The sequence below is a fragment of the Faecalibaculum rodentium genome (assembly GCF_001564455.1).
Taxonomy (GTDB): Bacteria; Bacillota_I; Bacilli_A; order Erysipelotrichales; family Erysipelotrichaceae; genus Faecalibaculum; species Faecalibaculum rodentium.
In genome coordinates this window covers 2,313,951-2,326,865 of record NZ_CP011391.1, presented here as the reverse complement: position 1 = coordinate 2,326,865, position 12,915 = coordinate 2,313,951, and the positions used below count along the sequence as shown (strand labels likewise).

Sequence of the window (12,915 nt, the reverse complement as noted above, 5' to 3'; positions counted from 1 at the left end):
TGCTTAAAATATGGGTATGATCAATACAAAAGAAAATGTTCCAATGAAGAACCATACGACTCTGAAAATCGGGGGACCTGCCCGCCGGTTTTTCGAGCCGGAAACCATAGAAGACATGGCGCAGATCCTGCAGGAGTCCCTGGAGGAAGAAGCCCCGCTGTTCGTGCTTGGAAACGGATCCAATGTGCTGTTTCCGGACGAAGGATACGATGGCTGGATCCTGCACCTGGGACCCAACTGGTCGGGAATCGAGCTGGTGGATGCCTGCAGACTGCGTGTGAAGAGCGGTACGACGAATCAGGAACTGGCACGGTTCACCCGCCTGGCGGGACTGGCGGGGTATGAATTTGCGTCGGGGATCCCGGGAACCGTCGGCGGCGCCATTGTGATGAACGCCGGGGCCTATGACGGAGAGACCGTGGATGTGCTGGAGAGCGTCCGGTGGCTGGACCGCCGGGGCAACCTCCATGTCGCAGCAGGCGAGGAACTGGACATGGGGTACCGGCACTCCCGCTTCAGTGATGAGTTTGGCGTGATCGTGGATGCCGTGTACCGGCTGCGGCCGGGGGATACACGGGCAATCGAGCAGAGAATCGATGAGCTGACACAGAAGCGGTGGAGCAAGCAGCCGATGGAAGCTGCATCGGCGGGCAGCACGTTCAAGCGCCCGGCCGGCAGCTTTGCCTCAAAGCTGATCCACGAAAGCGGCCTGCAGGGACTGCGTGTGGGGGATGCGATGGTGTCCGAAAAACATGCGGGGTTCCTGATCAATGCAGGGGAATCCACGTGCGGGGAGTTCCTGGAACTCGTCAGACAGGTGCAGGAGAAAGTGGAGTCGGATTCCGGTATCCGCCTGGAGCTGGAAATCCGCCGGCCGGATGCTGCGGCAGATGCGGCGCGTGATGCTGTACTGCGCAGGCAGGCAGAGACAGAGATGGAAGAAGGGGAAGAACAGGAGGACTGAGACCGGAATGTCGCAGACAAGGACCGCCATTCAGCAGGCCTTCCTGCAGCTGGCCAGAGAGAATCCCGCGGACAAGATCACGGTGACGGATATCGTCACCCGGGCGGGAATCAACAGAAACAGCTTTTACTATTACTTTGAGGATCTGCCGGGAATGATTGAGATCACCGTGCAGGAGCTTTTCGAGCGGACGATCCTTCAGAATCGTCCGCAGACGTTTCAGGAATGCGTGGATGCCCTGGCGGATATCATGTCGCAGAACCGCTCCGCCTGCATGCATCTGTTCCGTTCACGTTCGCGGATCGACCTGCAGCTGTATTATCACCGGGTGTGCGGTTTTGTGGTCACGACATTCCTGGAGTCCGTGGAGTATCTGGGAAAGTTTCATACCCCCGAGCAGAAGGAAGCCATTGCGCAGTATTACAAGTGTCTGCTGCTGGGGCTGATGACAGAATGGATGGCTGGTGGTATGAGAGGGGATGTGAAGAAAAGCTTCGCTTCCATGCAGAAAGCGGCTGAGGTTCTGTACCGCTGAGGCAGCCGTCTTTCCGGAAACAGGCAGGGTGGCCCTGGACCAGAATCAGGTTACGCTGCCCTTTTTTGCTGTCTGCATGCAGTGAATGCACAGTACAGGACACAAAACCGAAGGGAATTCAGATATTGGTTTTCCTGATGCAGGAAAGGCTTTCTGTCTCGGAATGCCTCTGTCTGCTAAAATAGCTGTATGAATGCAACGGTAAACGAGAGACCGAAAACGTATAAGGCGGCGGTGGACTTTGTCCGGCAGGAGGTGCTCGCAGGTTCCCTGCGACCCGGGGACAAGCTGCCGACAGAAAGAGAGCTGGCGGCGCAGCTGGATATCAGCCGGAATTCTGTGCGGGAAGGCCTGCGGGTCCTGGAGAACCTCGGGGTCCTTTCCTCGACACAGGGTTCCGGGAACTACATTGCACTGAATTTCGACGACACCATCAGCGAGGCGCTGTCCTTTCTGTACTATCTGCGGGGAATGCAGGAGTCGGATGTGACTGAGTTCCGCTGGATGATTGAACGGGAAGCCCTGGAGCTGTCTGTGCAGCGGATCACCTCCGGGCAGAAGAAAAGGCTTTGGCAGGAGCTGGAGCGGCTGGAATCTGCAAAGTCGGAGGAGGAACGGATCCGCAGTGACAAGGAACTTCACAAAGTGATTGTGCAGGCGAGTGCCAATGATTTCCTCATTGCCAGCTACCAGGCACTGACGGCGTTCATGGACCGGTATATTTCCACCATGCGACAGCGGATCATCCGTGGCATGATGGGCAACAACAAGCTGGAGGAAAGTCATCGGCTGCTGGTGGAGGGGCTGATCGAAGGGAATCTGGTCAAGGCGCAGCAGGGGCTGGAAAACCACTTCGGCTACATCGAGCAGTACCGCCATCTGTAGCACTTTTCCGCATCTTTCCGGCTTGAGAGAAAACACAGAAGAAAAAAGCCAGGGTCCGTGTCCTGAATCAGAGACGGGATCCTGGCTTTTGCATGTTTTCGGCAGGCAGATCGCCGGGGCAGAATGCAGAAAGGCGCGGGAGACGGGAATTCAGCGGAGGCCACCTGACTTTGCAATGGATGTTCTCTCCTGTTTCACAGGACCCGGTTTGTGACCGGATCACCCTGATGGCTTCTTCAAAAGAGGGGATTCCCGGACCGGGCAGGGAGAGTCTGCCTGAGGAATGACTGACAGGAAAACAGTAAGTAACCGCTTACTGTAAGCGGTTAAATCTCTTGATTCGCGGGGGAGGGGACGGTATGGTGAAGGTGTAAATTGGTAGGACCAATATAAAGGGCCTGTCAGAAACAACACATCGAACCCATGTCAGACAGGATGATTCCTGCGCAGAACCGGAAAGGAGGACATTATGAATATTCTGGTCTGCATCAAGCAAGTTCCCGCCTCCAGCAAAGTGGAAGTCGATCCCGTAACCGGTGTCATCAGACGCGACGGTGCCTCCTGCAAAATGAACCCTTATGATCTCTATGCCCTGGAGACGGCTTTCCGGATCCGGGAAAAAACCGGCGGTACGATCCATGTCATTTCCATGGGCCCCGGACAGGCGCAGCAGGTGATCCGCGAAGCATTCGCCATGGGTGCGGATTCCGGCACGCTGATCTCCGACCGCAGCTTCGGCGGTGCGGATGTGCTGGCTACCAGCTATACGCTGGCCCAGGGCATCAAGGCAGCAGGGGACTTTGACCTGATTCTCTGCGGCAAGCAGACCACCGACGGTGACACGGCTCAGGTGGGGTCCGAGATCGCCGAATGGCTGGGGATTCCCAGCGTGGCGAATGTGAAAGAGATCCGGGATGTCACGGACAGGGATCTGGTGATTTCCATGGACCTGCCGGACGAAATCGAAATCGCCCGCATCAAGACTCCCTGCCTGCTGGCGGTGGACAAGGACATTTTCATGCCCCGGCTGCCAAGCTATGTCCGGAAAAAGGCATCGAAGCACCGGGAAATCCAGGTCCTGACACTGCAGGACATGGAGGACAGGGATGCCTCTCATTACGGACTGAACGGCTCGCCCACACAGGTGGTCCGGATCTTCCCGCCGGATGTAAACGACAAGAAGGAAACCTGGACCGAACCTGGCAACATTATGGCTGCGCATCTTGCGGACAAGCTCACAGAGCTGAAATTCATCTGATGCTGTGACATTGCCATCATTTTGAACGAGTGAAAGAAAGACAGGAATACGACCTATGCCAGAACTGATTCTGCATCCTGAACATATCGAAGATCCGCAGGTGCTTGTGGATCTGTGTCCCTTCGGCGCCATGGAACTGGACAGCCAGGGAAATCTTTCCATCAGCCCCGCCTGCAAAATGTGCCGTTTGTGTGTCCGCAAGGGACCGAAGGGGGCCGTGGAATTCCGGGAAGACGCGGTAAAGAAGCCGGCGGTGGACAAATCGGCGTGGAAGGGAATCGCCGTGTATGTCGACCATGTGGACGGCAACATTCACCCGGTGACCTATGAGCTCATCGGCAAGGCCCGGGAAATGGCCGAAGTGATCCACCAGCCCGTGTATGCCCTGTTTCTGGGGCACAACATCGACAGGCAGGCGCATGAGCTGCTGCATTACGGGGCTGACCAGGTGATCGTGTACGATGAGCCGGAACTGGCCAGGTTTGCGATCGAACCCTATACTTCGGCGTTCGAGGATTTCATCCACAGTTATCAGCCGGGTTCGATTCTGGTGGGTGCCACAACCGTGGGCCGGCAGCTGGCTCCCCGGGTGGCTGCAAGAATGCATACCGGTCTCACAGCTGACTGCACGATCCTGGAAATGGATGAATCGACAGATCTCTCCCAGATCCGGCCGGCTTTCGGCGGCAACATCATGGCGCATATCAAGACGCCGAACAACCGGCCGCAGATGGCCACGGTGCGCTACAAGATCATGAATGCGCCGGAGCGGATGCCTGGGGAAACCGGCGAAATCGTGAACCGGCACATGCCTTCCGGCAAGCTCGTCAGCCGGGTGGAGGTGCTGGATATCGTGGAGAAACCCAAAGAGGAATCCATTGAAAATGCCGATGTCCTGGTAGTGGCCGGACGCGGGGTGAAGAAGCCGGAGGACCTGCAGATGCTGCAGGAGCTGGCGGATTTGCTGGACGGGCAGCTGGCCTGCACCAGGCCTCTGGTGGAAGACGGGATCATGGATGCGAAAACCCAGATCGGGCTCTCGGGACGCACGGTCCGGCCGAAGCTGATCATTACCTGCGGGGTATCCGGCGCTGTGCAGTTCACAGCGGGAATGAACCATTCGGATCAGATTTTTGCCATCAACACGGATCCCGAGGCACCGATTTTCAAGACCGCCAACTACTGTCTGGTGGGAGACCTTTATGAGGTGGTGCCGGAACTCATTCAAAGGATCGAGGCAAGGAAAGGAGCCGCACATGTCTGAGAGCAGCTACAAGCGACTGGATCACGGGGATATCGAGGCGATCCGCGCAATCATTGGCGATGACACCCGGCTGCTGTACGGGGTGGACCTGCCGGAGGACTACAGCCACGACGAACTGGGCGGTGTGGCTTCGTATCCCGATATCGTGGTGCGGGTGAAGACCGCACAGGAAGTCTCGAGGGTCATGAAGTATGCCTGGGACAACAACATTCCGGTGACGCCGCGCGGTGCCGGAACCGGGCTGGTGGGGTCTTCTGTGGCGATGGAACACGGCATCATGCTGGATACCACGCTGATGGACTCCATCCTGGAGCTGGATGAGGAAAACCTGACACTGACCGTGGAGCCCGGGGTCCTGCTGATGGACCTGGCGGCGTTTGTGGAGGATCACGGATTCTTCTATCCTCCCGATCCTGGCGAAAAATCTGCGACAATCGGCGGGAACATTTCCACGAACGCCGGCGGCATGCGCGCGGTGAAGTACGGCGTGACGCGGGACTTTGTCCGGGGGCTGGAGGTTGTGCTGCCGGATGGCCGGATCGTGGAGTTCGGGGGCAAGGTCGTGAAGAACTCCTCGGGGTATGACCTGAAGGATCTCATGATCGGGTCGGAAGGCACGCTGGGTGTGATCACGAAGGCGATCCTGAAGCTGCTGCCGAAGCCGGAGAAGACACTGTCGCTGCTGGTGCCGTTTGGGACCCTGCAGCAGGCAATCGATACCGTGCCGGTGATCGTGAAGTCCCGTCACATCCCGACGGCGATCGAGTTCATGGAACGGCAGGTCATCGTGGATGCCGAGGAGTATCTCGGGAAGCCGTTCCCGGACAAGAGCGCCGATGCCTATCTGCTGCTGAAGTTTGACGGCAGCAGTCAGGAGGAAGTGGATGCGGCGTATGAAGCCGTGGCGGATCTCTGTCTGGAGCAGGGGGCGCTGGATGTGCTGATTTCCGATACGGAGGAGCGCGAGGAATCCATCTGGAAGGCAAGAGGCGCGTTCCTGGAGGCCATCAAGGGGTCCACGACGCTGATGGATGAAGTGGACATGGTGGTGCCGCGGAACTGTGTAAATGACATGGTCGCATATTTCGATGAAGTCCAGGCTGCGGCAGGTCTGCGGATCAAGAGCTTCGGCCATGCGGGGGACGGGAACCTGCATGCCTATCTGCTGAAGGACGATTTGTCGGATGAGGAATGGAAGCGCCGGCTCGATGTGGCGATGGAACTTGTGTACAAGAAGGCGCGGGAACTCCATGGACAGGTGTCGGGAGAGCACGGGATCGGGTTTGCGAAGAAGCCGTATCTGAAGGAAGCGCTGCCGGAGGCCGATCTGGAGCTGATGAACGGCATCAAGGCAGTGTTCGATCCGAAGAACCTGCTCAATCCCCACAAGATCGCACAGGCATAACGACGTGCAGGCTACCCGGATCCTTTCAGGATTTGCGTGGCCTGCATGTCGTTTCAAGATGGAGGACTGTGTTCAAGGGAACAGACCCGGCTGGCTTGCAAGTGCGGTGTGCAGTTGAGCAGCAGAGGCGGTTTCGGGGTGTCTGCGGATTTCTGAATCGGACACTTGCCGGCACAGGAGGAATCGGATAAGGAAAGCCGCCACATCACCAGGGTGTGGTTTGCGGCGTCCTGACCCATCGCGAACGCTCTTTATCCAGACAAAAAATCCGGGTGCCTCATCACAGGCAGCCCGGATTTTTTGAACGGTTCATGCAACTCTATACTGCCGGAACCTGGAGCCGGCCGACAAATTCCTCTGGAATTTGCCGGACCGGCCGCAGGTTCCTAGTCTCCGCCGAGCTTGCTGGCGGTAAACCAGCCCAGGCCGAAGGTGACCACACCGATGAGCAGCTGCATCCAGCTGAAGCCGGCCCAGTCGGTGTTCAGCAGGATCGCCACGGGACTGGCCACGATCAGGCCAATGATCGCCCAGTACGTCTGAGCCGGCCAGCGGTCCATCACCCATTCGATGAGCTTCGCCACCGCGAAGATCCCCACCACGATTCCCAGGCCGCAGGGAATGAGGGCGCCGCACGCCGGCAGGAGTTTTCCCATGTCGAAGTGGATGAGACCGGACACAAACTGATTGATCAGGTGCAGGATCGGCTCATAGTAGCCCAGGAGCATGAGCATCATGCTGCCCGAGACCCCGGGGATCACCATCGTCGCCGCGGCAATGATTCCCACCAGAAACAGCAGGATCACGTTCATTGGCGTGATGGCCACACTGGCCTGGGCTCCGCTGTTTTCGCCCAGGAGCGCCATGCCGACCACCAGGGCGAAGAAGAGCAGGAAGCAGACCGCCATGCTCGTGTTGAAGCCCTTGTGACGGACTTTGTTCAGGATGAACGGCAGGCTCCCGGCAATCAGGCCGCAGAACCCGAGGTTGGTCGGGACCGGCCACGTGCCCAGGAGGTATTCGAAGAGCTTTGCCAGCAGCACCAGCGCCAGTCCGGCCCCGATGAAGATCGGCAGCAGGAACCGGACAGATTTTTTCCAGTCCCGGAACAGGTGGGTGATGGATTCGATGAGCCGGTCATACAGCCCCATGGACACCAGCATGGTTCCGCCGGATACACCTGGAATGATGTTGGCGATGCCCACCACCACGCCCTGGAGGATTCGTTTCAGCATTCTTGTATTGTTCTCCTTATTTCGTTTGTACCCCGGGATTATATCAGATGGCTTCCGGACTCTGGCAGCGAAATACGAATTGGAACGAAATTCAGGTCTTTCTATTGACGATGTTTGGAAAAACGTAATAATAGGATTTGCGTTATAAAATTTGGAGTTTAGCACTGCTAAACTCGCGGCTGGCGGGTCCCCACCGCTGCCGCGCACCGGAAAGGAGTCGATATGGAAATCGGAAACCGTCTGCGGCAGCGAAGACAGGCCATGGGACTGACCCTGGAAGAGCTTGCCAGCCGCAGCGAACTCACCAAGGGATTCCTGTCCCAGGTGGAGCGGGACCTCACCTCCCCGAGCATTTCCACCCTCGAGGACATCCTGGAAGCCCTGGGAACCAGCCTGCCGGAGTTTTTCTCCCGGCAGCAGGAACAGACACAGATCGTGTTCACCGCACCGGACTGGTTCACCGATGAGCAGGAAGGCTACACCATCGACTGGGTGATCCCCAATGCCCAGAAAAACGACATGGAGCCCATCCGGCTGACCCTGAAACCCGGCGGGATGTATGAAATGGCAGCCCACGAAGGGCAGGAATTCGGCTATGTCCTGCAGGGATGCGCCCGGCTGGACCTGGATGACAGTCAGCTCGAGCTGACACGCGGCAGTGCCTTTTATCTGGATGGCGCCGCCCGTCATGCCCTGACAAACCCCGGGGGATCCAAAGCCGTGATCCTGTGGGTCACCACCCCACCGGCGTTCTAGCCGCGGAAAGCTGCCTGCCCGGGCAGCCCAGGCCGGCCGCCTGCGCCGGCGGCATACGAAGGAGAGAGTATGGAAAACGACAAGAACAAGCTGATTCAGTTCCGGCACATCGTCAAGAACTTCGACGACCAGCAGGTGCTGAAGGGAATTGACCTGGATATATATGAAAACGAGTTCGTCACCCTGCTGGGGCCCTCCGGCTGCGGAAAGACGACCCTGCTCCGGATCCTGGGCGGATTCATTGACCCGGATGACGGAGAGGTGATCTTCGATGGCAAGGACATCGCCAAACTGCCCCCATACAAGCGGGAACTGAACACAGTGTTCCAGAAATATGCCCTGTTTCCCCACCTGAATGTGTATGAAAACATCGCCTTCGGCCTGCGCCTGCAGAAAATGAGTGAAGACGTCATTGAGCAGAAGGTGAAGAAGATGCTCAAGCTCATCGGGCTCGAGGGCTATGAAAACAAGGACGTTACCCTGATGTCCGGCGGCCAGCAGCAGCGTGTGGCGATTGCCCGGGCCCTGGTCAACGAGCCTTCGGTCCTGCTTCTGGATGAACCCCTGGGCGCCCTGGACCTGAAACTGCGCAAGGAAATGCAGTATGAGCTCAAGCGCATCCAGCAGGAAGTGGGCATCACGTTCATTTTCGTCACCCATGACCAGGAAGAAGCCCTGACGATGTCGGACAAGATCGTGGTCATGAAGGAAGGCGAGATCATGCAGGTGGGCACGCCAACGGACATCTACAACGAACCGGCCAACGCCTATGTCGCCAACTTCGTCGGCGAAAGCAACCTGATCCCCGGCCGCATGATCGAGGACCGGCTGGTGCGCTTCAACGACACGGACTTTGACTGCGTCGACGCCGGGTTCCGCCCCAATGAACCGGTGGATGTGGTGATCCGCCCGGAGGACATTGACATCGTGACGCCGGAGGCCGGCAAGCTCCAGGGAACCGTGGAGTCCGTCCTCTTCAAAGGCGTCCACTATGAAGTCATGGTGGAGACCGTGCCCGGTACGCACATCACCGTGAACATGCACGTGAACCGCAATGAAGCCAACGAGAAACAGGAGGGAGATCTGCGGATTTCCGCCAACAACTTCTACCTGGACCTGGAGGACATGAAGGACTGGGACGACAGCGATCTCATTGCCCGTGCGGATGCCCAGGCCTGGAACGCCGCAACGGACGAACTGCTTCCCATTGAACGGGTGCAGACAGACCTGAAAAACGAACTGGGGGAATACTCCGTCACTTTCCATACCGTGGATGGCCTGTCCATCACCCGGAAGATCTGGGTCATTGACCAGAAAGTCGTGGAAAACAAAAAAGTCAATGAAGCGGTGTCCGCCTTCAACTTCTTCAAGACACCCGACGAGATCCAGGAATCGATCGCCCTGGATACGGACCTGAAGACGTGGGCCAACGCCCAGGCCTGGAAACTGGATGACGAAAACGAATCCGTCGGCCTGTCCGTGGAATACGACTTCGATCCGGAGAACATCCGGGAAGGCATTTATCCCGTGACGTTCTGGACCACCGGCCGGGAATTCAAGATCCACACCACGGACTTCGTCAAGGAAGGAAAGAAGGTCGGCCTGACCTTCGAACCGGAGGACATCCACGTCATGGAAAAAATGGGGTTCAGTGAATGAAACGGTTCCGTCAGCTCGTCGTGCCGTACCTGGTGTGGAGCTTCGTCATGCTGCTTCTGCCGATGCTGCTCATCGCCTTTTATTCCTTCATCCAGGCGGGCAACTCCATCGTGCATTTCCAGCTCACCCTCTCCAACTACACGCGGTTTTTCACCGACAAAGACTTCCTCATCATCCTCTGGCGGTCCCTGGCCATTGCCCTGAAGACCACCGTGATCTGCCTGATCCTGGGATATCCCATTGCCTATGTGATTTCCCGCAGTCCGGAAAAAGTGCAGTCCCGTCTGATCCTGGCCATCACATTGCCGATGTGGATCAACATGCTGGTCCGCACCTACGCCTGGATCGGTCTGCTGTCGGCCGGCGGTCCAGTGGAATGGATCCTGGATCTGCTGCACATTCCTCACGGTGATCTGCTCTACACGGAAACCGCCGTGCTCATTGGCATGGTCTACAACTTTCTGCCCTTCATGATCCTGCAGATCCAGACCTCCCTGGCGAAAATGGACCGCAGCCTGCTGGAAGCCGCGAGCGATCTCGGTGCCAATGGCTGGCAGGCATTCCTGAAAGTCACCCTGCCGCTGTCCCTGCCGGGTGTTGTCTCGGGCATCACCCTGGTGTTTCTGCCGGCAGTCTCGGCGTTCTTCATCCCCAAGCTGCTCGGCGGCGGGCAGTACTTCCTGATTGGCAACGTCATTGAGAACCAGTTCATCACCGTCGGTGAATGGAACTTCGGTTCGGCGATCTCCATGATCATGGCCGTGATCATGATGCTGCTCATGATGCTCGTGCGCAGGCTTGATGCCAGAGGAGGAAAGCGATGAAATCCCCCGAACAGAACAGAGCTGCGGCGAACAGAAACGGTGGACGCACCCGGATCCCCGCCAATATCCTGATGGCGCTCACCCTGCTGTTTTTCTATCTGCCCATTGTGTTCATGGTGGTGTTCTCCTTCAACAGCTCCAAGTCGCTGACCAGCTTCACGGGTTTCTCCCTGCGCTGGTACGAGACCATGCTCAAGAGCCACGGCATGATGGAGTCCCTGTATGTGACCATCATTGTCGCCCTCGTGGCCACTGCGATTTCCACGATGGTGGGCACGATCACCGCCATTGGCATGTCCTATTCCCGGAAACTCGTCCGGCAGTACATCACCCAGGTCAATGACCTGCCCATGATGAACCCCGAAATCGTGACCGCCATTGGCCTCATGCTGCTGTTCATCACCTTCAACGTGGAACGCGGCTTCGTGACCCTGTTGCTGGCGCACATTGCCTTCTGCATTCCCTATGTGATGCTGTCCGTGACCCCCCGCCTGCGCCAGCTGGATCCCAACCTGGCGGATGCAGCCATGGACCTTGGTGCCACGCCCTGGCAGACCCTGACGAAAGTCATCGTCCCCCAGATCTGGCCGGCAATCGTATCCGGTGCACTGGTGGCCTTCACGATGAGCTTCGATGATTTCATCATTTCCTACTTCACCACCGGCCAGGGTGTCAAAAACCTGTCCATCATGGTTTACACCATGAGCAAGCGCGTGAATCCTTCCATCAACGCCATCTCCACCCTGGTGGTGCTGTTCATCACCCTGGGTGTGGTGCTGATGAATGTCGTACCCTGGCTCCGGGAAAAACTCCACAGAAACAACCCCGCATCCCTGGAAGGCGAGTTCCGGAAACATCCGCGGAAATGGCCCTGGACCCTGCTGGCTGCAGCGGTGGTCATTGCTGCAGTGTTCGGACTGCGCGGCGGACTCGTGAGCGACAAGCCCTTTGCCGGCCAGACTCTGCACATTTATCTCCCGGGTGAATATGTCGGGGAGAACTACATCAGCGGTTTCGAGGAGCTGACCGGAGCCACGGTCGTGGCGGACAACTTCGACTCCAATGAACAGATGTACATCAAAGTTGCCAACGGCGATTCCTATGATGTGCTGATTCCGTCGGATTACATGATCGAACGCCTGATCCAGGAAGACCGCCTGCAGAAACTCGACAAAACAAAGCTGGAAACCGCGATGTCCCTGCTGGTGGATGAGACCCTGAACCTCAACTATGATCCGGGGAATGAATACAGCGTGCCGTATTTCTGGGGTACAGTGGGCATTGTGTACGACAAGACAAAGGTCAGCGAACAGGACCTGGAGAAAGAAGGATTCAACATCTTCCTGGACCCGAAGTACAAAGGCCAGATCTATCTCTATGATTCCGAACGCGACAGCTTCATGATGGCGCTCAAAGCCCTCGGCTATTCGATGAATACGAAGGACGAAAACCAGATCAATGAAGCCTACAACTGGCTGCTGGAGTGTGTCCGGACCATGGATCCGGAAATCGTGACGGATGAAATCATTGACAACATGGCACAGAGCCGCAAGGCGCTGGGTCTGATCTACTCCGGCGATGCGGCGTATGTCATGTCGGAAAACGAAAACATGGGCTACTACCTCCCGAAGGAAGGCAGCAACCTGTGGTGTGACGCGATGGTGATTCCGAAGAACGCCAGGAACGTGGAACTGGCCACGGCGTTCATCGAATACACATGCCAGTATGAAGCGGCGTACGACAACTCCAGTTATGTGGGGTATACCTCACCGAACCAGGAGGTCATGGATGAACTCGCCGAATCGGACTTCGCGGGAATCAATGCCTATATCCCGAGAACCGGATACGGGAAAGACGAAGTGTTCGAATTCGACGAGAATGTCCGGAAAATCATTGCGGATCAGTTTGCACGGGTGAAAATTGCGGCTTCCAACGCCGGATGACACCCGCTTTGTCCGCAAATGCGAAAAAGCCCCGGCCAGGGGCTTTTATTCTGCGCCGGACTGTAAGGGCCAGGCGAGGCCCCAACCGGAAAAGAGATGCATCTGGCACAAAGCCTGTAATAACTTACATGAAACAAAGCGGTTATGACTTTCAGGCACAGCCGGATGGACTATACTGTGTAAGGGA

The 12,915-nt window shown here is 57.3% G+C and carries 11 protein-coding genes; 10 read left to right on the top strand and 1 reads right to left on the bottom strand.

Annotated features, from left to right (window positions below):
• Positions 1-16: 16 nt before the first annotated feature.
• From murB to aalo17_RS11320, 6 genes are all read left to right on the top strand, one after another.
• Positions 17-964: a UDP-N-acetylmuramate dehydrogenase gene (gene murB / locus aalo17_RS11345; protein ID WP_158507798.1), complete on the top strand. Its 948-nt coding sequence runs from the start codon at positions 17-19 to the stop codon at positions 962-964.
• Positions 965-971: 7 nt separating this feature from the next.
• Positions 972-1,499, top strand: a complete 528-nt coding sequence (locus aalo17_RS11340) for a TetR/AcrR family transcriptional regulator (RefSeq protein WP_067559647.1) — start codon at positions 972-974, stop codon at positions 1,497-1,499.
• A 189-nt stretch (positions 1,500-1,688) separates the two neighbouring features.
• Entirely contained in the window at positions 1,689-2,384 is a 696-nt protein-coding gene (locus aalo17_RS11335) for a FadR/GntR family transcriptional regulator (protein WP_067559644.1), read from the top strand.
• A 469-nt stretch (positions 2,385-2,853) separates the two neighbouring features.
• Entirely contained in the window at positions 2,854-3,642 is a 789-nt protein-coding gene (locus tag aalo17_RS11330) for an electron transfer flavoprotein subunit beta/FixA family protein (RefSeq protein WP_067559641.1), read from the top strand.
• 55 nt (positions 3,643-3,697) lie between these two features.
• Complete coding sequence (locus aalo17_RS11325; RefSeq protein ID WP_067559638.1) at positions 3,698-4,906, top strand: FAD-binding protein; 1,209 nt, start codon at positions 3,698-3,700, stop codon at positions 4,904-4,906.
• A complete protein-coding gene (locus aalo17_RS11320) occupies positions 4,899-6,311 on the top strand; it encodes an FAD-binding oxidoreductase (protein ID WP_067559635.1) in 1,413 nt (470 codons plus the stop codon). The genes aalo17_RS11325 and aalo17_RS11320 overlap by 8 nt, the downstream gene beginning before the upstream one ends.
• 386 nt (positions 6,312-6,697) lie before the next feature.
• Here the strand turns inward: aalo17_RS11320 and aalo17_RS11310 are convergent, their stop codons facing one another.
• On the bottom strand, positions 6,698-7,546 hold the full coding sequence (locus aalo17_RS11310) for a DUF368 domain-containing protein (RefSeq protein ID WP_067559629.1): 849 nt from the start codon (positions 7,544-7,546) through the stop codon (positions 6,698-6,700).
• A gap of 222 nt (positions 7,547-7,768) precedes the next feature.
• Between aalo17_RS11310 and aalo17_RS11305 the strand changes: the two genes are divergently transcribed.
• The 4 genes from aalo17_RS11305 to aalo17_RS11290 all read left to right on the top strand — a co-directional run bounded on the left by aalo17_RS11305 (position 7,769) and on the right by aalo17_RS11290 (position 12,728).
• Positions 7,769-8,302: a helix-turn-helix domain-containing protein gene (locus aalo17_RS11305; RefSeq protein WP_067559626.1), complete on the top strand. Its 534-nt coding sequence runs from the start codon at positions 7,769-7,771 to the stop codon at positions 8,300-8,302.
• A gap of 69 nt (positions 8,303-8,371) precedes the next feature.
• Positions 8,372-9,961, top strand: a complete 1,590-nt coding sequence (locus aalo17_RS11300; protein WP_067559624.1) for an ABC transporter ATP-binding protein — start codon at positions 8,372-8,374, stop codon at positions 9,959-9,961.
• Positions 9,958-10,785, top strand: coding sequence for an ABC transporter permease (locus aalo17_RS11295; protein WP_067559621.1), 828 nt, complete (start codon positions 9,958-9,960; stop codon positions 10,783-10,785). The genes aalo17_RS11300 and aalo17_RS11295 overlap by 4 nt, the downstream gene beginning before the upstream one ends.
• Positions 10,782-12,728 (top strand): extracellular solute-binding protein, encoded by a 1,947-nt coding sequence (locus tag aalo17_RS11290; protein ID WP_082743404.1) that lies wholly within the window; start codon positions 10,782-10,784, stop codon positions 12,726-12,728. Before aalo17_RS11295 ends, aalo17_RS11290 begins: the two co-directional genes overlap by 4 nt.
• Positions 12,729-12,915 lie beyond the last annotated feature (187 nt).

What these genes read in the sequence shown, in the direction of transcription:
- murB (WP_158507798.1), top strand. Translation starts at nt 17, where the DNA reads ATGATCAATACAAAAGAAAATGTTCCAATGAAGAACCATACGACTCTG.
- aalo17_RS11340 (WP_067559647.1), top strand. Translation starts at nt 972, where the DNA reads ATGTCGCAGACAAGGACCGCCATTCAGCAGGCCTTCCTGCAGCTGGCC.
- aalo17_RS11335 (WP_067559644.1), top strand. Translation starts at nt 1,689, where the DNA reads ATGAATGCAACGGTAAACGAGAGACCGAAAACGTATAAGGCGGCGGTG.
- aalo17_RS11330 (WP_067559641.1), top strand. Translation starts at nt 2,854, where the DNA reads ATGAATATTCTGGTCTGCATCAAGCAAGTTCCCGCCTCCAGCAAAGTG.
- aalo17_RS11325 (WP_067559638.1), top strand. Translation starts at nt 3,698, where the DNA reads ATGCCAGAACTGATTCTGCATCCTGAACATATCGAAGATCCGCAGGTG.
- aalo17_RS11320 (WP_067559635.1), top strand. Translation starts at nt 4,899, where the DNA reads ATGTCTGAGAGCAGCTACAAGCGACTGGATCACGGGGATATCGAGGCG.
- aalo17_RS11310 (WP_067559629.1), bottom strand. Translation starts at nt 7,546, where the DNA reads ATGCTGAAACGAATCCTCCAGGGCGTGGTGGTGGGCATCGCCAACATC.
- aalo17_RS11305 (WP_067559626.1), top strand. Translation starts at nt 7,769, where the DNA reads ATGGAAATCGGAAACCGTCTGCGGCAGCGAAGACAGGCCATGGGACTG.
- aalo17_RS11300 (WP_067559624.1), top strand. Translation starts at nt 8,372, where the DNA reads ATGGAAAACGACAAGAACAAGCTGATTCAGTTCCGGCACATCGTCAAG.
- aalo17_RS11295 (WP_067559621.1), top strand. Translation starts at nt 9,958, where the DNA reads ATGAAACGGTTCCGTCAGCTCGTCGTGCCGTACCTGGTGTGGAGCTTC.
- aalo17_RS11290 (WP_082743404.1), top strand. Translation starts at nt 10,782, where the DNA reads ATGAAATCCCCCGAACAGAACAGAGCTGCGGCGAACAGAAACGGTGGA.